General features: G+C 61.5%; 21 protein-coding genes and 1 pseudogene. 12 read left to right on the top strand and 10 right to left on the bottom strand.

Annotated elements, in window-relative coordinates; translation table 11 throughout:
• Positions 1–134 precede the first annotated feature (134 nt).
• From istB to ABIF91_RS20215, 5 genes are all read left to right on the top strand, one after another.
• On the top strand, positions 135–902 hold the full coding sequence (gene istB, locus ABIF91_RS20235) for an IS21-like element IS1631 family helper ATPase IstB (protein WP_038952109.1): 768 nt from the start codon (positions 135–137) through the stop codon (positions 900–902).
• A 232-nt stretch (positions 903–1,134) separates the two neighbouring features.
• Positions 1,135–1,701, top strand: coding sequence for a hypothetical protein (locus ABIF91_RS20230; RefSeq protein ID WP_424579329.1), 567 nt, complete (start codon positions 1,135–1,137; stop codon positions 1,699–1,701).
• A gap of 116 nt (positions 1,702–1,817) precedes the next feature.
• Entirely contained in the window at positions 1,818–3,041 is a 1,224-nt protein-coding gene (locus tag ABIF91_RS20225) for an IS256 family transposase (RefSeq protein WP_424579377.1), read from the top strand.
• A 299-nt stretch (positions 3,042–3,340) separates the two neighbouring features.
• The gene (locus ABIF91_RS20220) at positions 3,341–3,586 is read left to right on the top strand and encodes a hypothetical protein (RefSeq protein ID WP_166346118.1); all 246 of its coding nucleotides are present in this window, start codon (positions 3,341–3,343) and stop codon (positions 3,584–3,586) included.
• An 11-nt stretch (positions 3,587–3,597) separates the two neighbouring features.
• On the top strand, positions 3,598–3,921 hold the full coding sequence (locus ABIF91_RS20215) for a DUF3768 domain-containing protein (RefSeq protein ID WP_060909949.1): 324 nt from the start codon (positions 3,598–3,600) through the stop codon (positions 3,919–3,921).
• 218 nt (positions 3,922–4,139) lie between these two features.
• Here ABIF91_RS20215 and ABIF91_RS20210 read toward each other — a convergent pair.
• Positions 4,140–5,269, bottom strand: a protein-coding gene (locus ABIF91_RS20210; protein WP_424579372.1) for an IS3-like element ISRj2 family transposase whose coding sequence is annotated in 2 segments (ribosomal slippage) — positions 4,140–5,017 and positions 5,017–5,269 — 1,131 coding nt in all. Because the reading frame shifts where the segments join, the coding sequence is not laid out codon by codon here.
• A gap of 662 nt (positions 5,270–5,931) precedes the next feature.
• Entirely contained in the window at positions 5,932–6,270 is a 339-nt protein-coding gene (locus ABIF91_RS20205; RefSeq protein WP_424579301.1) for a DNA N-6-adenine-methyltransferase, read from the bottom strand.
• A gap of 88 nt (positions 6,271–6,358) precedes the next feature.
• On the opposite strand from ABIF91_RS20205, the gene ABIF91_RS20200 reads away from it, so the two are divergent.
• Entirely contained in the window at positions 6,359–6,754 is a 396-nt protein-coding gene (locus ABIF91_RS20200) for a hypothetical protein (protein ID WP_284277798.1), read from the top strand.
• Between the two features lie 63 nt (positions 6,755–6,817).
• On the opposite strand, the gene ABIF91_RS20195 is transcribed toward ABIF91_RS20200, so the two are convergent.
• Entirely contained in the window at positions 6,818–7,582 is a 765-nt protein-coding gene (locus ABIF91_RS20195) for an outer membrane protein (RefSeq protein WP_166346104.1), read from the bottom strand.
• Positions 7,583–8,124: 542 nt separating this feature from the next.
• Here ABIF91_RS20195 and ABIF91_RS20190 point away from each other — a divergent pair.
• Positions 8,125–9,254 (top strand): IS3-like element ISRj2 family transposase gene (locus ABIF91_RS20190; protein ID WP_129557670.1). Its coding sequence is split into 2 segments (ribosomal slippage): positions 8,125–8,377 and positions 8,377–9,254, totalling 1,131 coding nucleotides; the frame shifts between segments, so codons are not numbered across the junction.
• Positions 9,255–10,260: 1,006 nt separating this feature from the next.
• Here the strand turns inward: ABIF91_RS20190 and ABIF91_RS20185 are convergent.
• Positions 10,261–10,611 carry a PilZ domain-containing protein gene (locus ABIF91_RS20185; protein WP_424579328.1) on the bottom strand — a complete coding sequence of 117 codons (351 nt, stop codon included), beginning with the start codon at positions 10,609–10,611 and terminating at the stop codon, positions 10,261–10,263.
• A 632-nt stretch (positions 10,612–11,243) separates the two neighbouring features.
• Here ABIF91_RS20185 and ABIF91_RS20180 point away from each other — a divergent pair.
• From ABIF91_RS20180 to ABIF91_RS20170, 3 genes are all read left to right on the top strand, one after another.
• Positions 11,244–12,587: an IS1380 family transposase gene (locus tag ABIF91_RS20180; protein WP_424579238.1), complete on the top strand. Its 1,344-nt coding sequence runs from the start codon at positions 11,244–11,246 to the stop codon at positions 12,585–12,587.
• Positions 12,588–13,025: 438 nt separating this feature from the next.
• Positions 13,026–13,757, top strand: a complete 732-nt coding sequence (locus tag ABIF91_RS20175; protein ID WP_028179060.1) for a transglutaminase-like cysteine peptidase — start codon at positions 13,026–13,028, stop codon at positions 13,755–13,757.
• Positions 13,758–13,850: 93 nt separating this feature from the next.
• A complete protein-coding gene (locus tag ABIF91_RS20170) occupies positions 13,851–14,963 on the top strand; it encodes a lysozyme inhibitor LprI family protein (RefSeq protein WP_035671817.1) in 1,113 nt (370 codons plus the stop codon).
• A gap of 180 nt (positions 14,964–15,143) precedes the next feature.
• Here the strand turns inward: ABIF91_RS20170 and ABIF91_RS20165 are convergent, their stop codons facing one another.
• From ABIF91_RS20165 to ABIF91_RS20140, 6 genes and pseudogenes are all read right to left on the bottom strand, one after another.
• The gene (locus ABIF91_RS20165) at positions 15,144–16,343 is read right to left on the bottom strand and encodes an ABC transporter substrate-binding protein (RefSeq protein ID WP_028179062.1); all 1,200 of its coding nucleotides are present in this window, start codon (positions 16,341–16,343) and stop codon (positions 15,144–15,146) included.
• An 81-nt stretch (positions 16,344–16,424) separates the two neighbouring features.
• Positions 16,425–18,263, bottom strand: a complete 1,839-nt coding sequence (locus tag ABIF91_RS20160) for an AMP-dependent synthetase/ligase (RefSeq protein WP_424579327.1) — start codon at positions 18,261–18,263, stop codon at positions 16,425–16,427.
• A gap of 95 nt (positions 18,264–18,358) precedes the next feature.
• Positions 18,359–19,147: an ABC transporter ATP-binding protein gene (locus ABIF91_RS20155; RefSeq protein ID WP_028179064.1), complete on the bottom strand. Its 789-nt coding sequence runs from the start codon at positions 19,145–19,147 to the stop codon at positions 18,359–18,361.
• Positions 19,148–19,150: 3 nt separating this feature from the next.
• Positions 19,151–19,910, bottom strand: a pseudogene (locus ABIF91_RS20150) (ABC transporter ATP-binding protein).
• A complete protein-coding gene (locus ABIF91_RS20145) occupies positions 19,907–21,058 on the bottom strand; it encodes a branched-chain amino acid ABC transporter permease (protein ID WP_028179066.1) in 1,152 nt (383 codons plus the stop codon). The pseudogene ABIF91_RS20150 and the gene ABIF91_RS20145 overlap by 4 nt, the downstream one beginning before the upstream one ends.
• Positions 21,059–21,063: 5 nt before the next feature.
• Complete coding sequence (locus ABIF91_RS20140; RefSeq protein WP_028179067.1) at positions 21,064–21,939, bottom strand: branched-chain amino acid ABC transporter permease; 876 nt, start codon at positions 21,937–21,939, stop codon at positions 21,064–21,066.
• A 262-nt stretch (positions 21,940–22,201) separates the two neighbouring features.
• Here ABIF91_RS20140 and ABIF91_RS20135 point away from each other — a divergent pair, with 262 nt between their 5' ends.
• On the top strand, positions 22,202–22,951 hold the full coding sequence (locus ABIF91_RS20135; protein ID WP_028179068.1) for an ABC transporter ATP-binding protein: 750 nt from the start codon (positions 22,202–22,204) through the stop codon (positions 22,949–22,951).
• Positions 22,948–24,462, top strand: a complete 1,515-nt coding sequence (locus ABIF91_RS20130) for a permease (protein WP_424579326.1) — start codon at positions 22,948–22,950, stop codon at positions 24,460–24,462. Before ABIF91_RS20135 ends, ABIF91_RS20130 begins: the two co-directional genes overlap by 4 nt.
• Positions 24,463–24,520: the final 58 nt, after the last annotated feature.

Below are 24,520 nucleotides of genomic sequence, written 5' to 3'. Positions count from 1 at the left end.
GTCATGGCGGGCGTGGCGTTCGCGGTTGAAGGTGATGGGGTGGCTTCGCAACCGAATCCTACGCCGCATCAGCGCTTTACACCACGCTCGCCAGCCTCTCAGGCGCCCTCTCGCGAATAAGACGGGCTAGCCACATGATGACCATGCCGGAAATTGAGCGTTGCCTACGACAGCTGCGCCTGTCGGGTGTCCGCGACACGCTGCAGACGCGCGTGCTCCAGGCGCAGGGCGCCAACCAGCCCTTCCTCGAGACCTTCTCCCTTATCCTGCAGGATGAACTGGACCGTCGTCAGTCCCGTCTTATCGAGCGGCGATACCAGCAATCCGGGCTCGACGAAAAGCTGACGCTCGCCGAGTTCGACTGGTCCTTCAATCCCAAACTGCCACGTCAGACCTGCTTCCAGCTCCACACCCTGGCGTTCATTGCCGCTGGCGAGAACGCTCTGCTTGTTGGCAAACCTGGCACCGGGAAGTCGCACATCGCCAAGGCGATTGCCTATCAGGCGATCCTGCAAAGCCACAAGGTCCAGTATCTTGAGACCGACGACTTCTTCCACCGCTACGCCCTGAACTCTCCGGCACAACGCGAGGTCCGGCTGCGAACCATCATCGACTGCGATCTCCTCGTGCTGGACGATCTATTCCTCGCACGCGCCATCCCCGACGACGCCGGCACTTTGCTGCAGACCCTGATCCATCAGCGTTACAAACTGCGCCGCAGCGTCATCGTCACCTCCAATCGCGTCGTGCAGGATTGGGGGGCATACCTTGGGGACAACACTATGAGCACGACGATCCTCGATCGCCTTATGCATCATTGCCATCTGCTTGAGTTCGACGGACGCAGCTATCGGCTCAAAGAAGCCGCTGAAGCTCTTGCCCGGGAAACAAACTCAAACTAACAGTCCCTTGTCCTGCCTCGCGGGTGGAGGAATTTGACTGACCACACCCGGAGGAATTTGAAGTGACCCGCGGGGCTCGGACAATGAGTTTCGCAAGAGAATTGCGCGTTCTCTCCGAAACGAGACTGTCCGAACGTTTCTGCTCAAGGAGTTCGAGCGTTTCTCGTTCGGGTACCGTGCCGATGGTACGGCACCGATCCAGAACAAGGTCGGAGCCTTTCTGGCGGATCCATTGCTCGATCGGATACTCACCGCCCCTGCAAGAGATTTGCACATCCGTCAGATTATGGACGCAGGCCAAGTCCTCTTGGTTAATCTAGCCAAGGGAAACATCGGAGAAGATAGCTCATCTCTACTCGGTGGATTGCTTGTCACAACCATCGGACTTGCTGCGTTTAGCAGGGCCGACATACCAGCAACTGAGCGTCGAGGCTTCTTCGTCTACATCGATGAGTTCTTCCAGAGCTTTATCACCCTGGCCTTGGCAAATATGTTTTCTGAGATGCGGAAGTATCGCGTTGGCTTCACGGTCGCCCATCAATATCTAAACCAGCTTGAGCCGGACGTGCGCCACGCGGTCCTCGGTAACGCAGGTACTGTGGTCTCATTTCGAGTTGGCATTGAAGATGCGCCGTACCTTGCGCGGGAATTTCATGGGAAGTTCGACGAGATGGACCTTCTGCAGTTGCCGAACTACCGCATCTATCTCAAGCTTATGATCGACGGAATACCATCAAAGCCGTTTAGCGCCGTCACGCTTGAACCCTCAAGCCAACGAGCTATGCGGGAAACTGGGTGATGACGGAATGAGATAGGCGGCGTATCGAGGCGGGTGTCGAGCCTGCCAGAACCTCAAGGAGAGCGATACGCCATGAACGAGCATAGCAACATTGTCCCACTGCTCAGCCCGATGAGATCGACGATCCACTGACGAATATTTTGCGATCTGGAGCTCGGCAGCTGCTTGCGCAGGCTGTCGAGATGGAAGCCGAGGCGTTTCTCGCCGCGATGAAGGGCTTGAAGCTTCCCGATGGCCGCGACCGCCTCGTGCGACACGGCCATGGTCCAGTGCGGACGATCCAGACGGGGATCGGCGCCGTCGAAGTCGCCCGGGTAAAGATTCGCGATCGCGCGGTGACCAGCGATGGCGAGCGGATCCGCTTCACCTCGGCGATCCTGCCGTTGTGGGCACGGCGCACGAAGAGCTTGGATGCACTTTTGCCGGTTCTGTACCTGCGAGGCATCTCGACGGGCGACTTCCAGGAGGCGCTGGCGGCGCTCTTGGGCAAGGATGCGCCGAATCTTTCTCCGGCGGTGGTTTCCAGACTGACGACGGAGTGGCAGCTCGAGTACGAGCGTTGGCAGAAGCGCGATCTGTCGGCGCGCCGGTACGTATACGTGTGGGCGGACGGCGTCTTCCTGCAGGCTCGCATGGAAGACCACAGCGAATGCATGCTGGTGCTGATCGGCGCGACGCCGGAAGGCAAGAAGGAACTCATCGGCTTCCAGGTCGGCGTGCGCGAGAGCACGCAGAGCTGGCACGAACTGCTCGTCGAGGCGAAAACCCGAGGGCTGAAGATCGCCCCGGAAATCGCCGTCGGTGACGGCGCGCTCGGCTTCTGGAAGGCGCTCGACGAGGTCTTTCCCGCCACGCGACATCAGCGGTGCTGGGTGCACAAAACCGCGAATATCTTGAACAAAGTCGCAGTGTCGGTACAGGCCAGCATGAAGAAGGATCTGCGCGAGGTCTATTTGGCGTCCAACCGAGCTTCGGCCGAAGTGGCGATCGATGTCTTTGCCGAGAAATACGGAGCGAAGTACGACAAGGCGGTCGAGTGCCTGACGAAAGATCGCGACGCAATGCTTGCGTTCTACGAATTCCCCGCCGAGCATTGGGACCACTTGCGGACGACGAATCCCATCGAAAGCGTGTTCGCGACGGTCCGGCACAGAACGGTGCGCACGAAAGGTTCGTTATCGTCAACGACTGCCAAGTTGATGGTGTTCAAGCTGCTCTGCGCCGCATCAAAGACCTGGCGGCGGCTGAAAGGCACAAATCAGTTGCCGAAGGTCAGCGCAGGTGTCAGATTCGAAAACGGCATCGAGGTCATCCAAGTGCCGGAAAACCACGCCGCCTGATCGCCTCGTCACCCAAAATCCCGCATAGCTCCAAGCCAACCTCCGCCTGTCCAGCAACTGTAGGATAGGGAATTGCGTTGGCTCTCATATTTGCTTGCCAATTTGGCATAACCGCACGTCTACCCCCATTCATTGCTCAGAGGCAATATTGCGCTCGGACATGGTTCTTTCTTTCCGGTTCCGAATTCGGGGGTCGGTAGCGAGACGGAGGGCATTCTAAGCTTCGCTGATAATGCGCGAAGCAGCTCCGCCTCGCTATCCGGCATCCGAATGGTTCGGACCGGTAGTGAGGAAAAAAGATGTCCACCATTGTTGTTCTTTCCCACAAGGCGACAAAGCTGATGAAGCTTTGCGATCTCGAAGGCTTCGATTGTCTCGACGATCTTTTGCAGGTAGCCGCCACTGAGAGTGTGTGTCCCGCCATCTGCATGACGGAGGGATGCGACTGCACGGTGGAGATGGAGCCCGACCAAGACCATGGCTTCTGCGAGGCGTGTGGCGGCAACACCGTCACATCGGCGCTTGTACTCGCCGGTCTCATCTGAGGGGTGCGGCCATGAGAAACGACCGCATTCGTGAACTCAACGACGCCTTCCGCCGCACGTTCCGCGGTGGCAAGGTCATGATGACATCAGGCGTTTACGAGCTACCCGACTGTGTGAAGGCCGAGGCGCTCCTCCAAGTGGCGCGCTTCTCGGAATTCACAGCGGACAACGATCCGCATGACGAGCACGATTTCGGGAGCTTCGACCTGGTGGGGCGCAAGTTATTTTGGAAGATCGACTACTACGACAAGGATCTGGTGAACGGTTCTGAAGATCCCGGCGACCCCGAACGTACGACACGTGTGCTCACGCTTATGCTTGCGGCGGAGTACTGATGCCGACCAGGAGGGTTACCTTCGATCCCGAAGGGCCACTGTGGGATATGCTCAATGGTAAACGCCACCCCAAGAGCTGGCCCCGGTTGTTTGGACAGCGCCCCGCTGGATTTAAGTGGATTCCTGCCGGGTTATGCTGAACGCGGGGCTTTACGGTTTTGTCGTTGCGTCGGGAGGGCGTAGCCCGACCAGAGCGACGACAAAACCGTCGGCGACGGTCATGCGGCCATCACCATAGCTTGCGTGCCGAAGTAAGCCTCGTCGGGCGTGCGCCCGTCAAGGCTCGAGTGAGGGCGTCCCTGATTGTAGAAGGCCAGATACTTGGCAATTGACGCTCGCGCCTCGGACACGCTGTCGTAGGCGCGGAGATATACTTCTTCGTATTTGACCGTGCGCCAGAGCCGCTCGACAAACACGTTGTCGCGCCAGGCGCCCTTGCCGTCCATGCTGATGGCGATCTTCGCGTCCAGCAGCACATCGGTGAACTCGAGGCTGGTGAACTGGCTGCCCTGATCCGTGTTGAAAATCTCGGGCCTGCCGTGCTTCGCCAACGCCTCCTGGACCGCTTCGACGCAGAAGGCCGCCTCCATTGTGATCGAGACGCGATGGGCCAGGACCCGTCGGCTGAACACATCGACGACCGCCGCGAGATAGACGAAGCCACGCCGCATCGGAATGTAGGTGATGTCCATTGCCCACGCATGGTCGGGCCGCTCGATCTTCAATCCGCGCAACAGGTACGGGTAGATCTTGTGACCCGGAGCCGGCTTGCTCGTGTTCGGGCGACGATAGACCGCCTCGATCCCCATGCGCTTCATCAGCGTCGCGATGTGGCGGCGACCGGCGTATACGCCCTCCCGCCGCAGCAACGATCGCAGCATACGCGCTCCCGCGAAGGGATAATCGAGATGCAGCTCATCGAGCCGACGCATCAAGGCAAGGTCCTCGGCCGAAACTGGCCGAGGTTCATAGTAGACCGTGCTGCGAGCCAGCTTCAGGACCTTCGCCTGGCGCACGATAGAAAGATCATGATCGCGGTCGATCATCGCTTTGCGCTCAGCAGGCCCGCCTTGGTAAGCGCGCCGGACAAAAAATCGTTTTCCAACGCCAGCTCGCCGATCTTGGCATGTAACGCCTTCAAATCGACCGGCGTCTCGGCCGATGTCTTGTCATGCCCAAACACGCCGGCGGCGCCTTCCAGGAGCTGGTTTTTCCAGATCGTGATCTGGTTCGGATGAACATCAAACAGTTGCGCCAGCTCCGCCAGTGTCTTGTCGCCTTTGACCGCAGCCAAAGCAACCTTCGCCTTGAATGCCGGAGAATGCGTCCGGCGGCTCTTCTTCGTCATCTTCGCTCCTGATTCGCAGCAAGAATCCTCGCCGCTGTCAGGCAGAAAATCCACTCAAGCTACTGTCCGAATTTGCGGGGCCAGCTCTCCCACATGGTCTTGTCCTTTCTGCCACGTTGAATTTGACGAACGGAGCAGCAAGGGAGTGGCCTGGGTCTCAAAGCATGGCATGTTGTGTTGCTCCGAGACTTGCGCCCGGCTTCATGTACCTCGTAACTAGCCACGCTTCCGTATCGTAGATGATTAGCTCGCTGCTCTTTCTAGCCCCGCCGGTGGCGGGGCTCTTTCTTGGGAAGTCAGCCAAGAGAGGGGTGCCGCGTCAACGCGCGAAACACTGACCTTCGAGTACTAGGTCGCACTTACCTTGGACGGCTCTCGTCCAAACCCTCGCTTCATCGCGAGTGGTTTTTCTTTCGCACGTTCGCCCGCTTGGTCAAGAACTTCATTGAGGATTGCTGGTATCAGGTGATCAAGTTCGGAAGCGGCCTCCGCACTGGATCGCCGCGCGCTTGCTGCCTTAGCATGCAGCTGGTCGAACCACTGTTGGTTTTCCGGCGGCGGAACGGGTGCCTCAATTGCATTGAGCGCTTCTAAACCAAGCGTCCGATTCCGGCCCGCGCCGCCTGGCGAAGCCTCACCGAGAAGCTCTAAGCCTTCAGTCGTTAGAAAAACGTATCGTACGGCGGATTGCAAAAGACGCGATGATTTTCCAAATCCTGAATGAGGCCATTGTCTTTCTTGGTGAAGAAGGTGGCACAGGTCGTATTTGCCTCGGATGCGCACGGATCGAGCGTGAATTTGAATTCCGCGTTTAGTTCGTTAAAGCAGGACCGTGGCGTGGGCCACTCGTCTGTCCGGTTGCTGTAAAGTGCTGAGCTGATCGTCGGTGTCTTCGTTGAAGAGGACAGCCACTTATATGCAAACCGAGTTCCTGAACACGAACGCGATGTGCTGCTACGTGCGCGAGCGATGACAGATGTTGCGTCGCGTGCAGGCTTCACATTGTCGTTAGTCGACCTAGCGTTTTTCGCGATCAAATGCCCGACCGCGTCTTCAACGGCGGAGCTCGTACGTAAGCCTAAATAGGGGTTGCGTGAAATCCAGCACAATCTGAAGACGACGTCGCAAAACTCTGTTACCGTTGCAACGATTCTCGCGAAGACACTGCCCAAAGTGGCGAGCGAGATGGTGCTGCACGTGCTCGCCTACAACCTCACGCGTGTGATGAACATCGTCGGTATCAAACCGTTCCTCGCGGCGATCAGGCTTGAGGAGCGCGTCATGGCGTCCGCCGCGAGACCGTTAGGGTCGCTCAGCATGGCCCGAGGCTGTGCCCGGATTGACGCCGGACCCGATACAGCAAAAATAGACTCAGCCGCTCGCGTCAGGATCACGCCCGGTTACTTGCAGTTATTGGGGTACGAAAAACGTTTCCACACGGCCTGGACCCACCTCAGACATTGCAAAGAAGAAAGCAACCGCTAGCAATTCATAGCTCGCAAAAAAGCCCCGGTGGGCCGGGGCTTTGGTTTGCGCAGACAGGAGCGATCAGTATCTCGCCGCGACAGGAGCTTTTCCATACCCGCCGAAGCGATAGTTGAAGCGCACAGTGACCATATCCACGTCTTGGCTGATCCGGTCGTTGAGTACGGCCGCAAGCCGCGGATCGGCCACGGAGAAGGAGTTGTTCGCATGTCCCATCCACAGATGGTCGTATTCAACACCGACCGACCAGTTTTGTGCGAAGCCATACTCCCAGCCGACACCTAGCGCGCCGCCCCAGCGCGTGTTATCTGCCGAGACCAGACCGATCCCGGTGGTGTTGTCGAATATTGTCAGGCGATTGCTGGTTACGGCCGCGCCGCCCTTCACGTAGAGCAGTGACGCGTTCCACGCCCAACCGAGTTGGCCCGTGAAGAGGCCGATACCGTCGGTCTTAACTGTGGTTGAAAGCGTCGGGTTGAACAGGCTGACGCGCGTGTTGCTGAGGTCGGCCCAATCGCCCTGCGCTTCCAATCCGAACACAAACTGATTGGTCTGCCAACGATATCCGATTTGTCCGCCAACGACGCCTCCGGAACGATCACGGCAACCGCTTGCAACTGTTCCTGCGAGCGTGACGAAATCCACGCAATTGTGGCTTTGGCCCCATCCGCCGTTGGCGCCGATGTAGAAACCAGTCCAGTCATAGATCGGAGCGACCACCGGCGGCGGAGCCTTGGTGTAGGGGCGAGCCGCCAAATCAGCCGCCGCCGCAGGGGCGGATAGAGCCACGGCCATCATCCCGGCCGCGACAATCAGAAGCTTTTTCATTACGAGAAATCTCCCAGAAAGAAGTTCAAAAAAGCACGACGCCCACCTAGGAATCGATACTATCCCGTTCGCCTGAATGTTGATGTAGCTAATCCGCAACACTCGGCTCAGATATTGCAATTCCTTATCATGGAACCAAATGCACTCAGGGTGCATATTGGCCCCTGGAGAGAGTCGAGGGAGTTTGGACTGTAGATCGCGATCGGGGCTGTCCCGCGCGCCGGCACGAACGATATCGGTCAGTGGATCATCAACCGCGGACGGCTGACGGAAAGCAAGAACATTGGTAGTCTCGGTCATGGCGTATCGCTCTCCTCGAGAGGTTCTGGCAGGCTCGTCACCCGCCTCGATACGCCGCCTTCCTCACACCGTCATCACCCAGATTCCGCCATAGCTCTATTGGGCATTTGCCTCAGTGCAATTCAAAGCGCCCGCGAAAATTGAGACGTACAAAAGAGCTGGCCCCGCAAATTCGGACAGTAGCTTGAGTGGATTTTCTGCCTGACAGCGGCGAGGATTCTTGCTGCGAATCAGGAGCGAAGATGACGAAGAAGAGCCGCCGGACGCATTCTCCGGCATTCAAGGCGAAGGTTGCTTTGGCTGCGGTCAAAGGCGACAAGACACTGGCGGAGCTGGCGCAACTGTTTGATGTTCATCCGAACCAGATCACGATCTGGAAAAACCAGCTCCTGGAAGGCGCCGCCGGCGTGTTTGGGCATGACAAGACATCGGCCGAGACGCCGGTCGATTTGAAGGCGTTACATGCCAAGATCGGCGAGCTGGCGTTGGAAAACGATTTTTTGTCCGGCGCGCTCACCAAGGCGGGCCTGCTGAGCGCAAAGCGATGATCGACCGCGATCATGATCTTTCTATCGTGCGCCAGGCGAAGGTCCTGAAGCTGGCTCGCAGCACGGTCTACTATGAACCTCGGCCAGTTTCGGCCGAGGACCTTGCCTTGATGCGTCGGCTCGATGAGCTGCATCTCGATTATCCCTTCGCGGGAGCGCGTATGCTGCGATCGTTGCTGCGGCGGGAGGGCGTATACGCCGGTCGCCGCCACATCGCGACGCTGATGAAGCGCATGGGGATCGAGGCGGTCTATCGTCGCCCGAACACGAGCAAGCCGGCTCCGGGTCACAAGATCTACCCGTACCTGTTGCGCGGATTGAAGATCGAGCGGCCCGACCATGCGTGGGCAATGGACATCACCTACATTCCGATGCGGCGTGGCTTCGTCTATCTCGCGGCGGTCGTCGATGTGTTCAGCCGACGGGTCCTGGCCCATCGCGTCTCGATCACAATGGAGGCGGCCTTCTGCGTCGAAGCGGTCCAGGAGGCGTTGGCGAAGCACGGCAGGCCCGAGATTTTCAACACGGATCAGGGCAGCCAGTTCACCAGCCTCGAGTTCACCGATGTGCTGCTGGACGCGAAGATCGCCATCAGCATGGACGGCAAGGGCGCCTGGCGCGACAACGTGTTTGTCGAGCGGCTCTGGCGCACGGTCAAATACGAAGAAGTATATCTCCGCGCCTACGACAGCGTGTCCGAGGCGCGAGCGTCAATTGCCAAGTATCTGGCCTTCTACAATCAGGGACGCCCTCACTCGAGCCTTGACGGGCGCACGCCCGACGAGGCTTACTTCGGCACGCAAGCTATGGTGATGGCCGCATGACCGTCGCCGACGGTTTTGTCGTCGCTCTGGTCGGGCTACGCCCTCCCGACGCAACGACAAAACCGTAAAGCCCCGCGTTCAGCATAACCCGGCAGGAATCCACTTAAATCCAGCGGGGCGCTGTCCAAACAACCGGGGCCAGCTCTCAAAATCGGTGATTTCATTCTCGCCTCCTGAGAGTGAACAATAATCTACACTACCCTCACTGCATATAATTCACAATTCATGTTTCGCACTTTGCAGTGTCGGGATTGCCATTTCACGACAGTATCGTTGATGCATATGGAGCCTACATCGGCAACTACGTAGCCGCATGGCCTGAACGCGGACCAACGTCCCCAGGTCTCCGCGCGAGCGCCCGGGTTTTGGGCTAGCCGTCTCGGCATCGACCGCTGAAGTTATCGCAGGTACCCGCGAAGGCCTCTTTTTGCTTTTGCATTTTCAAAGCAAAAGCGCGTGCCGACGTCTGCACGATCGATCCACCAATCGACCTTATGCCCTTTTGCAATTCGGGAAGCGTCTCCGCGCAGTAGATCGAGCCGTCTTCCGGCTGCGTGGACGATCAGGCCATTTCCCTTTGGCATAAGCGCGAATCCTGACAGTCTCCAGTCGCGCACCCGAAAGAGAGCCCCCAGTACGGACAGCATGCCGAGGCGAGACGCTGGACTGCCGTGAGCCAGAGATCAAGCCACACCTCAATCAGGACGGTTGTGCAGATGCAGAGCAGCATCACGCACCGGCCAAATTCACACCGCATGACAGCAATCGGCGGTAGGATCTTCGTTCGCGCTTTGAGGTAGAATCCAAGCACACTCGAGAAAACGGCAGGTGCCAATCGCGCATAAGAAAATCTCACGTCTGAAACAACGAGCAAATTGCTATCGCAACCAACGGCTGTCCACCGGAAAACGAGCAGCTTCCGACAGCATTATGCAACCGCAGCAAATGTCGCGATGGGCCAGAAGCGACCTCACCAACAGGGCGATTCTAGCGCAAAAGGTACCTTCTATCTTGCCTCCACGAGGGTTAAATACTGGCCCGTGTTTTGGAATGCCACCCCGATGAAGTCTCCTTGTCGCCAGATGAGGCGACAAGGGTAGGTGGTGCGAAACTCATCGAAGGAAAGCGAAAACTCGGTCGGCAGAAGCGTGAGTCCATTAAGCTGAATGCCAGCGCCTCTATTGGAGAGATCACGTACCAAGCAGGGCTCGGAGGTGATGTGTCCCGGAACTGAGAGAAAAACATCTCGCCGCACCGACTGCCTTTCAATCGACCGCCGGGACCAATTCTTTCCTTCCCATTGACGGACCTTTTCTTGCAACTTCTTTAGCTCTCGGTACTGGCGCTCCAGACTCACGCTCTCCTCCGCTTTGTTGGCGCTTCCCACAGGTTCCGAAATGCAACAACCGCCGCGATAGTATATTAGAGCAATCCTGAGGTTGAGGGAATTCCGGACAACTACCGTTCGTGGCCTATCCAAATTTGGGCAGGGTCCTACTTAGAACAGCGTCGAAGCCCGACGAAGTCATCTAGCCCGTCTTATTCGCGAGAGGGCGCCTGAGAGGCTGGCGAGCGTGGTGTAAAGCGCTGATGCGGCGTAGGATTCGGTTGCGAAGCCACCCCATCACCTTCAACCGCGAACGCCACGCCCGCCATGACCGATGATACGATTTCAGACCACTATCGAGAAGCAAGAATTCAACACAAATAAAACCTCTGCCTCGCGCTCGATCTCTTCATGCTTGATAGTCTCGTTTCGGAGGCTGAGCACCTACCGCGTCTAATAGGCCGCTCGCGCCGGTTTCTTTGGACGCGGCACGACCGCGACTCCACGTTTCGGCACAGAAATGATCGGGAGTCACTCAATCTTTCTTCAACTTAACCCGTCTTATTCGTAAGAGTGCGCCTGAGGGGTAAAGCGCTGATGCGGCGTAGGATTCGGTTGCGAAGCCAACCCCATCACCTCCAACCGCGAACGCCACGCCCGCCATGACCGACGATACGATTCCGCCCTTCTCGTTTCCAGCCGTTCACGCCAAGAAAGTCACAGCTGCCTTCGATGGTGGGCGCCTAACCTCGAACGGGGGCGTGATGCTTCTGGCGATGGCCGAGCGGCGTCTCGGTTTGGCCAACAATCTGGCCCGGGTGTTCCCGGATCGGCGCGATCCGACGCGGGTCGTGCACAGCCTGGTCGATATGTTCCGCGCTCGCATGTTCGCGATCTGCTGCGGCTACGAGGACGCCGACGACCTCGATCATCTGAGGTCCGATCCGGCATTCAAGCTGGCCTGCGGTCGCCTACCGGACACGGGCCGGGATTTGTGTTCCCAGCCGACGCTGTCGCGGCTGGAGAATGCTCCGCGCCTGCGCGACGTGATCCGGCTGACCTACACTTTGGTCGACGCATGGATGGATAGCTACCCGCGCGAGCCGGCATCCGTCACGCTCGACATCGATGATACCTGCGACGTCGTCCACGGCCATCAGCAGCTCTCGCTGTTCAACGCTCATTATGACGAACGCTGCTTCCTGCCGATCCACGTCTACGACACGGAGAAGAGCCGGCCCGTGGCCGTCGTGCTGCGGCCCGGCAAGACGCCGGGCGGCGTCGAGGTGCGTGCCCATCTGCGCCGCCTGGTACGGCATATCCGGACGCGATGGCACAACACGCAAATTACGTTCCGTGGCGACGGGCACTATGCCCGGCCGGAGGCAATGGCGTGGTGCGAGACCAACGGCATCGACTACATCTTCGGTCTGTCCGGCACCAAGCCTCTCGCCAGAAAAGTCGACGAGGTCGCCGACGACATCCGCACGCGACGCGCCATCGAGAACCTGCCGGTTCTGCGTGGCTATACCGAGACGCGCCACAAGGCAAAGTCCTGGGATCGCGAACGGCGCACTGTCGCCCGTATTGAGGCGACGATGCTCGGCCTCGACATCCGCTTCGTCGTCACCAGCCTCGATGTCGGCTCGGCCGAGTGGATCTACGACAGCCTGTATTGCGCGCGCGGCCAAGCCGAGAATCTGATCAAGCTGCATAAGACGCAGCTCGCCTCCGATCGCACCAGCTGCCGTTCGGCGCTCGCCAACCAGGTCCGTCTCGTGCTCCATACGGCCGCTTATTGGCTGATGCTGACCGTGCGCGACGCCATTCCCAAAGCCCGGGAATTGGCCGCTGCCGAGTTCGCGAGGCTGCGTCTTCGGCTCTTGAAAATCGCCGCCCGTGTCGTCGAGACCACGAGCCGCATTCGCCTTGCGTTTGCCGCGGCATGTCCCGAAGCCGACCTGATCTGCGGCTTGCCCGGCGCGCTGCTGCCGCTCGGTCCTTGACCGGCGGGGCGTCCGCCCCCGTTCGCCCAACCCATCCCTCAAGCGCGTTGCAAAGTACCGGTCGTCAGGCGGCGAAAAGCCGAAGGCAATCCTGTGCGCCTCGTCAGACAAGATGTGCGGCCGCATCAATCGGGCCCAAAAGCCGCACTCTCACGAATAGGACGGGTTAGCCATAGGACGCAGAACGCAGAATCAGCCACCTCACAACGCCTGCCTGCACCGGGATTCATATCACGGCAGCGCCGTCCTAGCCTCGGGATCGTAAAATTTTAGGCAATTTGGGCAGGCCCGTTTCAGCCTGTCCCACGGTTTTAGGACCCCTGCCGGGCGCGTTAAGCAGAACAAAACGGCCCGCCTCGCACTATCTCCAGGAAAGCAACATAGCCCGGCACGTCGAGATCGAGGGGGATCTCGCGAAGCCTGGGAAGGGGATGTCAGATGGAGACCGCTGCTCGCTCGCGCGCCTGGCGCGCAATCGTGATCTTGTGCGGCTTGATCCTGCTCGGATCGGCCGCCGACCTTCGCGCCGGCACGCTGCTGTCGCCCGGCGCCGGCGTCCTCGTACGCAAATCCGCCGAACCGTTCGGCGTGTTCGCCTTCGCCATCTCATCCGGCGGCCTCCAGCAGAAATGGTCCACGCTGAAGGACAAGCTCGACGACGACATGGTGCAACTCGCGCTGTGCGACGGCGACCGGGACAATTGCGTCTCGCCTGCGGCCCTGAAGCTGCTCGCCATCGTCGACCAGGCCCGCGCCCGCGATGGCCGTGCGCGCCTCGGCGAGACCAACCGCGCCATCAATCTCGCCATCCACGCCGCCAACGACGGCACCGACGATGTCTGGAGCTCGCCGCTCGCGACCTTCGCCCGCGGCGCCGGCGATTGCGAAGACTATGCCATCGCCAAGCTCGCAGCGCTGCGGCTGGCGGGCATTCCTCCCGAAGACCTCCGCATCCTCGTGGTGCGCGACACCCGCGCCGGCGAAGAGCACGCCATTGCTGCTGCACGGCTCGACGGCCACTGGCTGATGCTCGACAATCGCCGAATGGCGATGGTCGAGGACGACGCTGAGCGGAGCTATCAGCCGCTGTTCGCGCTCTACCAGTCGGCCGTGATGAAATATGTCGACGAGCCGGTGCGAGTCTCGATCGCGGCCGCCGAGGCGCGTTGATCCTTCCTGTAGCCCGGATTCAACCACCACAAACTCGTTTCGCCGCGCGATCCCAGACGCTAGCATGGCACCTTCCATTCGGGGGCGACCGGAATGCGATTCATCGTGCTGTCTGTGCTTGCGTTGCTGGCATTGCCGGCGGCCGCCTCGGCGCAATCCGAACGCTCGATCGCCGACAGGCTGCCGCTGTTTGCCAAGAACAACTGCCAGCAGATTCGCGACCCCGGCAACCAATTATTCTGCGGTGACGCCGAGCTGGCCGCCGCCGCCGAGAAGCTGAGCACGGCGATCGAGGCGCGGCTCGCCCGCCTGCCCGATCGCCTGCCTGCAATCGAGGAGAATGCGATCTGGATCCGACAGCGCAATCTCGGCTGCGGCATCGTCGGCCAGGCAGCCATCCGCCCCGACGATTTCGACCGGGTGAAGGCGTGCCTGCTCAAGGTGACCGAGGAGCGCGCCGCGATCGTGCGCGATCCTGATTTCGACTGCCTCGCGGCCAGCACCGCAGCGGGCGCACTGATCTGCGCGGACCCGTCGCTGGCGCTCGCCGAAACCGAGCTCAACGGCCAGGCGCTCGGCCTGATCGGCAAACTGGACCCGACTGCGGCCCGCTTTGCCTTCGCCGAATATGGAAGGTGGACGCGGGAGCGCGACCGCAAATGCAATCTGGTCGGCAAGGAGAACGTGCCGCTGCAAGAGCTCGAATCCGCGGAGGACTGTCTCGCCGACCATCTGAAGCGTAAGACCGATGAAATCCGCGCGGCGAAGGGGGACCCCAAGAAGGTGTTCGGCCGGCAGGTCGCGGCTCGCTCACCCGACACCGACGCGGTCGATTTCTGCGCCGCGCGCATCCATGCGGCCAATTCCTGCGGCAACTTCCTGCGCATCAATCGCGTCTACGCCATCGACAGCCAGGTGACCGAGCAGGAGGCGCAGGTCACCGGCGAAATCGAGATGGCCGTGCTGGCGCCCTTCACCATGTGCAGCAAGATCGCCTCCACCTGCACCGGCACCTGCTGGGACGCGAGGACGGGGCGTCCGCAGCCGGGAGCCGGCAACAAGGGACGTTCCACCGAGGCCTTCAGCGTCACGCGACGCCTCAGGATCCAGCGGACGTTTGCCTTCGTGAAGGCCGCCGACGGCTGGCGCTGCCGGGAAGACGAGCTGGCTCCGGTGAACTCGGGCACCGCGAGCGGGGGATCATGAACTCTTCATCCTTCTCACTTGCGGGAGAAGGTGGCGCGCGCAGGCGCGCCGGACGAGGGGTTCTCTCCACTCGTAAACCATTCGTGGGGATAGAGACCCCTCACCCGGCTCGCCGCTTTGCGGCGATCCACCCTCTCCCGCAAGGGAGAGGGGGCACCGTCGGAGTCGCGCTAGACTCAATCAAAACATCAGATTGTCCTTCACCAGCACCCAGCGGCCGTTCTTGACCTGCTGGACCTGTGTGATGGTGGTGGCGAGATGGTTGGTCTTCGAGAACACCGTCGGCGGCGAATTGAAGATGTCCTGGAACTTGTCGCCGGACTCCAGCGCGTCGAGCATCTTCTGGCCAGTGAGATCCTTACCAGCCTTGTTGGCATAATGCGCGAACGTCATCACCGCATTGTAGCCAATGATCGCCTGGGTGTTGGCATCGGCGTTAAACATCTTCTTGTAATTGACGAGCCAGTCCTTCACCTTTCCTTTCGCGGTGTCTTCATAGGGAATTTCGAAGTTCGAAGCGGAGTACAATCCCTCCACCACTTCCTTGCCGAGCGCCGGCACTTCGAGCACGTTAACGGGCGTGGCGCCGAGGAAGGTGACGTCCCATCCGAGCTTCTTCGCTTCACTCATCGTGCCGATCGGCTCACGGAGGACCGCGCCGAGCACGACGAGGTCGCAGCCGTCGGACTTCATCTTGGCGACCTGCGCCGAGAAGTCGGAGGCGCCGCGCTTGTAGCTCGTGATCGAGGCCGGCTGCATCTTCATGGCAGCGAGCTGCTGGTTAAAACCATCGAGCACGTTCTTCCCGTACTCGTCGTCCTGATGCATGATGCAGGGCTTCTTGAAATTCTTTGCCTCAATCATGTATTTGAGCGCGGCCCGCGTGCTCTCGATATAGGGCAGGAGGTTGTTGAACTTCAGCCGCTCCTGCGGCTTGGCCGGATCGAACTTGAAGGTGAACTCGGCCGCCGTCAGCGGAAAAAGCTGCAGCACGCCGGCGTCGAGCAAGATATCCTGCGCAGCAAGCACGGTCGGCGATCCCATCGGCCCCACCATCGCGAAGATCTTGTCGCGCTCGATCAATTTCTGCGAAGCCAGCACGGCCTTCTTCGGATCGTAGCCGCTGTCTTCGACCACCAGGCGGATCTTGCGGCCGTTGATGCCGCCGGCGGCGTTAACCTCCTCGACCGCCATCTTCATGCCGTTGGAGACGGGGACGCCCCAACCCTTGATCGGACCCGACAGGTCCTGATGGGTGCCGATGACGATCTCGGTTGCCGAGATGCCCTCGTTGGTGACCTTGGTTTGCGCTGCGGCCGGCAGACAGGTGAGCACCACCGCACTCACAGCAAGGCCGAATGCGCTGAACAATTTCGACATTGACGTCTCCTCTCCTAAAGGCCCGTGTTGGACGAAGGGCGAGGGCCACGGCTCCTTCGCTTTCTCGAATCGACTGGCTCGTCACGCCACTGCACGCTCGCGATACATCGCCTCGATCTCGGCGGCGTAGCGCTTGTTCACGAAGCCGCGCTTCAGCTTCATGGTCGGCGTCAGCTCCTCGTCCTCGGGGGTGAGCTGGCGCTCGATCAGATAAAACCTCTTGATGGTCTCGACACGGGCAAAGTTGCCGTTGACCTGTTCGATCTCGCGCCAGATCAGGTCCTGGATTTCCCTCGCCCGGCACAGGCTTGCGTAATTGGTGAAGGGGATGTCGTGATCCTGGGCGAACTTCTCGACGTTCTCCTGGTCGATCATCACGAGGCAGGTGAGATACGGCCGTTTGTCGCCGATCACTACGGCGTCGGAAATGTAGGGCGAGAACTTGAGCTGGTTCTCGATCTCGGACGGCGTGATGTTCTTGCCGCCGGAGGTGATGATGATGTCCTTCATCCGGTCGGTGATGCGGACGAAGCCTTCATTGTCGATGGTGCCGACGTCGCCGGTGTGCAGCCAGCCGCGCGGATCGATGGTCTCGGCCGTCTTCTCCGGCTGGTTCAGATAGCCCATGAACAGGAAGTCACCCTTGATCAGGATCTCGCCGTTGGGCGACAGCGCGACCTCGCCCCAGGGCACCGCGGTGCCGACCGAGCCGAGCTTGATCCTTTCCGCCGGCATCATGGTGGCGACCCCGCAATTCTCGGTCTGGCCGTAGACCTCGTGCATGTCGATGCCGAGCGCCAGATACCAGCGGATCAGCTCCGGTGCGATCGGCGCCGCGCCGGTGAACGCGATGCGGCAACGATCGAGCCCGATCATGCGGCGAATGTTGCGGAACGCGACCTGGTAGGCGATGCGGTTGGCGATCCGCAGCGACAGCGGCGGCGCCCTGCCCTCGAGCCGGCACTCGACCATGCGGTAGCCGATGCCGATCGCGCGCCGATAGACCCATTGCTGCAGCGGCGTCGCATCCTTCAGCGCGATGGTGATGGCGGAATAGAACTTTTCCCAGACGCGCGGCACCGCGAGGAAGACGGTCGGCTGCACCTCGCGCAGATTGTCCGGCACGGTTTCCGGGCTCTCGGCGAAATTCATCACCGAGCCGAGCGCGACCGAGATGTAGTAGCCGCCGATGCGCTCGGCGACATGGCAGAGCGGCAGGAAGATCAGCCGGTCTTCGTCCTCTCGCGCCGGGATGAAGTCGTTGGCATGGCGCATCTGGTGCGTGACGCTGCGGTTGGCGTGCATCGCGCCCTTGGGCGCACCGGTCGTGCCGGACGTATAGACGAGGATCGCGAGATCGCCGGCGCTGCGGCTGTCGATCATCTCCTGCCACAGCGCTTCGCGGCCGACCATGTGGTTGCGGCCGAGCGCGCGAAGCTCGTCGAGCGACAGCACCATGTCATCACAGAAGCCGCTGAGGCCCTCCATGTCGAACACGATGATCTTCTGCAGGGACGGACAGCGTGCGCGGCAGGTGAGAATCTTGTCGAGCTGCTCCTCATCCTCGGCGAAGATCACCCTGGTGCGGGAATCGTTGACGAGATACTCGACCTGGGACGCGGAATCGGTCGGATAGATTTCGGAAGAGACGCCGCCGGCGCACAGGATACCCATGTCGGCATGGACCCATTCCGGGACGGCGTTGGCGACGATGGAGGCGACGTCGCCGGGCATGAAGCCGATCGCGCGAAGCGCGTAGGCGATCTCCTTCGAGATCTCCAGCCATTCGCGCCAGCTCGTCGGCTGCCAGATGCCGAACTTCTTCTCGCGGATCGCCGGCCTGTCGCCCCGCGTCTGGGCGGCGCGCAGGAAGCTCTTCGCGATCGTATCAGCGACCGTCAGCATCGCCGGTCGGGCCATGCGCCTCTCCTCCCTCCTTGTCGCCAGCCTCCGCTGCCTGCCTTGCCGGCGGTCTATGTTGCGGATGGCAAGCTCATCTTACTGCCAGCTCTTCCTCACCGCCACGTCTTCTTCTTTTTCCAGCGCCGCTCGCCTCGCGCGCCCGCTTCCTTGGCGCCAAGGTAGAACTCCTGAATGTCCTGGGAATGCATCAAGCGGTCGCAGCTGTCGTTCATCACGATACGGCCGATCTCCAGCACATAGCCGTAATGTGCCGTCTCCAGCGCCACCTTGGCGTTCTGCTCGACCAAGAGGATCGACATGCCCTGCTCCTCATTGACCCTGCGGATGATGGTGAAGATCTCCTTCACCAGCAGCGGCGACAGACCGAGCGAGGGCTCGTCGAGCAGCAGCAGCGTCGGCCGGTTCATCAGGGCGCGTCCGATCGCGAGCATCTGCTGCTCGCCGCCGGAGAGCTGTCCGGCCGGCTGATTGATGCGCTCCTTCAGCCGCGGGAAATAGCCGTAGACACGCTCCAGATCCTCCGCAACGCCGTCCCGGTCCTTGCGCGGATAGGCGCCCATCATCAGGTTCTCGTGCACGGAGAGGAATGGGAACACCTCGCGCCCCTCCGGCACATGACTGAGACCAAGCCGCACGATCCGGTCGGCCTCCATGCGCTGGATCGGCCTGCCCAGAAACTCGATCGTTCCCTTCTGCGGATCGAGGATGCCCGAGATGGTCTTCAGCACCGTGGTCTTGCCGGCCCCGTTCGCCCCGAGCAGCGTGACGATTCGGCCGCGCGGCACTTCCAGCGAGATGCCCCGGATCGCCATGATCGGGCCGTAATAGCTCTCGACGTTGGAGAGCTTCAGGATGGTGTCCGGGGTCGTGGCGGCATCCATCGGTCAGGCTCCCAGATACGCGGCGACGACGTCGGGGTGCTGCTGCACCTCGGCGGGCGAGCCCATCGCCAGCACCCGGCCGTAGTTCAGCGCGATGACCCGATCGGAGACGCGATTGACCAGCGACATGTCGTGCTCGACCATCAGCACGGTGACGCCGAGCTCGTTCTTCAGGTCGCGGATCCAGAACGACATGTCGCCGGTCTCCTCGACATTGAGGCCGGACGACGGTTCGTCGAGCAGGATCAGTTTGGGCTCCGAGCACAGGGCGCGCGCCAGCTCGATGACCTTGCGCACGCCGTAAGGCAGCCCCGAGATCAGCTTGTCGCGATAGGGTTCGAGATCGAGGAATTCGATGACCTGCTCGACCCGGCGGCGATGCACCTTCTCGTTGGCCCGCACGCTCGGCAGGAACAAGAGCTCCTGCCAGAGCTGCGTGGTTGAGTGCCGGTGGCGGCCGACCAGGAGATTCGACAACACGGGTCGCATTCTCGAACAGCTCGATGTTCTGGAAGGTGCGGGCGATGCCGAGCCTGGCGATGTCGTAGGGCGGCTCTTCGGTAATGTCCTGGTCCTCGAAGAAGATGCGGCCCGAGGTCGGCCGGTAGATCCGCGAGATCAGGTTGAAGATCGAGCTCTTGCCGGCGCCATTCGGCCCGATGATCGAGAGAATCTCGCCCTTCTCGACCGCGAACGAGACCGCGTCGACGGCCTTGAGGCCGCCGAAATGCAGCGACAGGTTCTCGGCACGGAAATAGCTCATCGATTGCGCTCCGACTTCACGTAGATCTTCTGCCGCTTGAAGGTGGCGCGCTTGTAGAGCGGGAACAGCTGGAAGAAGAGCTTGATCTTGAGCCAGCGGCCGTAGAGCCCGAGCGGCTCGAACAGCACGAACAGCACGATGATGATGCCGTAGATCGCGCCCTTCAGGCCGTTGAGCGAGGCGAAGGCCGCGACGTTCGACTGGATGTTTCCCGCAGTCGCCGTGCTCGCCCCGAAGGTCGCGGCGATGCCGGCGATGATGCCGGGCATGTCGTCCTTGAGATAGGTCAGGAACGGATCGATCATCACGATGAAGATCGCGCCCAGCACCGCCCCGTGCAGGCTGAAAGTGCCGCCGATCAGGATCACGATGATGAACTCGATCGAGAGCTGGAGCGTGAACATCTCCGGCGAGATGAAGGAGAGCTTGTGCGCGAACAGCACGCCGGCAAAGCCGGTGATCGCCGCCGAGATGGCAAAGGACTTCACCTTGTAGAGCGCGACATTGACGCCCATGCTGCGCGCCGCCGTCTCGCTGTCGCGGATCGCGACGAAGGCACGGCCGGTCGGCGAGCGAAGCAGGTTGAGCGTGCCGACGATGGTCAGCACCAGCACGGCAAGACAGAGATAATAGAAGGTCGGGCTGTCGCGCGGCACCGCGACGCCGAGCAGCGACAGCGTCTTGACCCGCATGCCCTCGTTGCCGTGGGTCACACTCTCCCAACGCGCCAGGATCTCCTCGACGATCAAGGCAAAGGAGATGGTGGCGATGACGAGGTAGATGCCGGTGAGCCGCAGGGCAGGAAAGCCGACCATGGCGCCGATGATGCCGGTCAAGAGCCCGGCGGCGAGGAAGTAGACCGGGAACGGCACGTTGTATGTCTGCAAATAGGCCGCGGTGTAGGCCCCGATCGCGAGGAACGCGGCGTGCCCGAGCGAAGCCTGGCCGGTGAAGCCGGTCAGGATCAAGAGCGCCACGCCGACGATTGCGTAGATGCAGACGAAGACGAGCTGGCTCATCAGATAGCTGGACAGCACATGCGGTGCGATCAACAGCAGGGCGAGCAGGACGCCGTAGGTGACGATGTAGCCCGAATGCGGAAACAGCCTGATGTCGTCTTCATAATCGGTCTTGAACATGAAGCGCATGGCGTTCAGACCTTCTTGCGGACGTGGAGGCCGAACAGGCCTTCGGGCTTCAGGAGCAGCACCGTCAGCAGCACGACATAGGGCGCGACGTCCTTCCAGCCCTCCGGCAGGTAGAAGCCGGCCATGCTTTCGATCACCCCGATCAGGACGCCGCCGACCACCGCGCCAGGGATCGAGCCGAAGCCGCCGAGCACGGCGGCGGGAAATGCCTTCAGGCCGAGCACGAGGCCGACATTGGAGTGGATGAAGGTGATCGGCGCCAGCAGCACGCCGGCACAGGTGGCGACCGCCGCGCTGATCGCCCAAACGACCGACACCACGCGCTTGACCGGAATGCCCATATAGTAGGCTGCCAGCATGTTCTCGGAGCTGGCCCGCATCGCAGTGCCGAGCATGGTCTTGTTGAAGAACAGCCAGAGCAGCGCGCACAGGATCATCGTCGCCGCGATCACCGAGAGCTTGTCATAGGCGAGCACCAGCGAGCCCATGCGCAGCACGCCCTGGCTGAACGGCGTCTCGATCTTCAGGTCGTCGGTGCCCCAGATCATGCCGGCGACCGAGCGCAGGAAATAGCCCAGCCCGATCGTCGCCATGATGATCGAGAACTGCGGATAGCCGAGGATCGGCCGCACCACCACGCGCTCCGCCACCATGCCGAACAGCGCCATCGCGGCCACCGCGCCGGCAAAGCCGATCCAGTAGTTCAGGCCCATCATGCCGATGAAGGTGAAGGCGAAGAAGCCGCCCAGCATCATCAGATCGCCCTGGGCGAAGTTGACGACCTCGGTAGCCTTGTAGACGAGCACGAAGCCGAGCGCGATCAGGCCGTAAACGCAGCCGAGCGCAACACCGCTGACCAGCTGCTGAACAAAATCCAGCATCGACGCGTGTCCTCCCGATGCGACCCGCGGCTCTTCCCGACCGCCTTGCCGCATCTTGTGTCCAGTCGCTACGCAGTCGTTTCGCTGCGTTAGCGCCATTTGTCCCGGCGCCAATTCAGCCTGAACGTCCGCGCGCTGTCAACAAACGGTGACTTGCCTTTGGTCGATCCCGGATGAGGAATTTGAGGCAAAGCGATTCACCTTGCCGAAATATCTTCGGGTCATGGTCTCGGGCGATGCAAAACCTGATGGTGTGGCCGTCATGATGCCGGACAGCTCGGCGCTGGAAGTCCGAGGGTTAACGAAGCGTTTTGACCGTCCGGCGGTCGACAGCCTCGATCTCACCATTCACGCCGGCGAATTCTATGCGCTGGTCGGCCCCAACGGCGCCGGCAAGACCACCAGCCTGCGCATGGTTGCGGGCCTGCTGCGCCCCGATGCCGGCGCGATCTCGATCTTCGGCGTCGATGCGTTACAGAGGCCCGCCGCCGCCAAGCAGGTGATGGCATGGGTCTCCGACGAGCCCATGATCTACGACAAGCTCACCCCGCTCGAATACCTCGAATTCGTCGCCGGCCTCTGGGGCATCGCCCCCTCGGCCTCGGAACCGGTCGCGCAAGAGCTGCTCAGCTCGCTCGGGCTCGCGCCGCACCGGCACGAGCGCTGCGAGGGCTTCTCCAAGGGCATGCGCCAGAAGGTCGCTCTCGCGGGGGCCCTGGTGCACGATCCCCGCCTCATCATCCTCGATGAGCCGCTGACGGGACTCGATGCCGTCTCCGCACGCCACGTGAAAGACCTGCTCAGCGGGCGCGTCCGCGCCGGCTGCACCGTCATCATGACCACGCACATTCTCGAGGTCGCCGAGCGTATGGCCGACCGTATCGGCGTGATCGCGTCCGGACGCCTGGTCGCCGAAGGCACGCTGGCGGAGCTGCGTCAACAGAACGGCCATGCCGACACCAGCCTCGAGGATCTCTTCATCGCGCTGGTGACGCTTCAGGCCGCAGCATGAGCTCGGCAACGGCGCTGTCCTGGTTTGCCCGCCACGAGCTGCGGCTCGCCTGGCGCGAATGGTTCGCCATGATGACCGGCGGGCGGCGCAAGCGGACGCGCGCTGCCGTCATCGGCCTGCTCTGCTTCGCCGCGCTGCTGCACCTGCCGGCCTGGGCGGTGATCGGCCGTTTCGCCGACCTGCGGCTGCCGCTCGACAAATCCTCGCTGATCGTGATTTCGGCGACGATTTTTCTCGCCTGGACCTTGATGCTGTCGCAGGCGATCGAGTCCGTGACGCGGGTGTTCTACGCCCGGGCCGATCTCGACCTGATCATGTCCTCACCGGCGACGCTGACCAATCTGTTCTCGGTCCGCATCGCCGCGATCGCGCTGACCGTCACCGTGCTGGCGCTGCTGTTCTCGACGCCCTTCATCGACGTGCTGGTGATCGGCGGCGGCGCGCGCTGGCTTGCCGCCTTCGGCGTCGTCATTGCGATGGGCCTGTCGGCCGCGGCGATCGCGATCGCCGTCACCATTGTCTTGTTCCGCCTGATCGGCCCGGCGCGAACGCGCCTGATCGCCCAGGTCCTCGCCGCGATCATCGGCGCGGGCTTCGTGATCGCGCTGCAGATCGCGGCGATCATGTCCTACGGCACGCTGTCGCGCTTCACCATCCTGACCTCAGGCAGCCTCGTCGCCCACGCGCCCGACATCGGCAGCATCTGGTGGTGGCCGGCACGGGCAACCATGGGTGACACCGAGGCGCTGCTGCTGCTTCTCGCGTTCGCCCTGGTGCTGCTCGGCAGCGTGATGGCGATCTTTTCGCACCGATTCGCCGACACCGCGATCGATGCAGCGGCATACGGCACGTCCGGCCGCGCCCGCGCGAAGGAGCGCCCGTTCCGCAGCGGATCGCGCCAGCAGGCGCTGCGGCGCAAGGAATTCATGCTCCTGTGGCGCGATCCCTGGCTGATCTCGCAGACGTTGATGCAGCTGCTCTATCTGGTACCGCCGGCGCTCCTGCTCTGGCGCAACTTTGCCGACAGCTCCGCAGCGCTGACGCTGATCACACCCGTCATCGTGATGGCGGCCGGACAGCTTGCCGGCGGGCTCGCCTGGCTGACGATCTCGGGCGAGGACGCTCCCGATCTCGTCGCCACCGCGCCGCTGACGCCGTCCAGCGTCGTCCGCGCCAAGATCGAGGTGGTGCTGATCGCAATCGCCGTGATCTTCAGTCCGCTGGTCGCGGCGCTGGCCTTCGCCTCGCCATTCCAGGCGGCAGTCAGCGCCGGCGCGATCATGGTCGGTGCGGCCTCGGCGACGGCAATCCAGCTCTGGTTCCGGGTGCAGGCCCGTCGCAGCCAATTCCGCCGCCGCCAGACGTCTTCGCGGCTTGCGACCTTTGCCGAAGCGTTCTCCTCGATCGGCTGGGCCGCGACCGCCGCTCTGGTGCTCGCCCTGCCGCTTGCCGGCCTGATCACAGCCAGCCTCGTCGCCGCCACCTGGAGGTTCAGCCCCAGGCGGGCGTGAAGGTGCGACACTGACGCGCTGTTGATCGCGGCCCATTGGCCACGCACTGCGTTGCGCG

This window comes from Bradyrhizobium sp. USDA 241 (assembly GCF_049739505.1).
In the GTDB taxonomy this organism is placed as follows: Bacteria; Pseudomonadota; Alphaproteobacteria; order Rhizobiales; family Xanthobacteraceae; genus Bradyrhizobium; species Bradyrhizobium liaoningense.
This window is presented reverse-complemented; position numbering and strand designations above follow the sequence as displayed.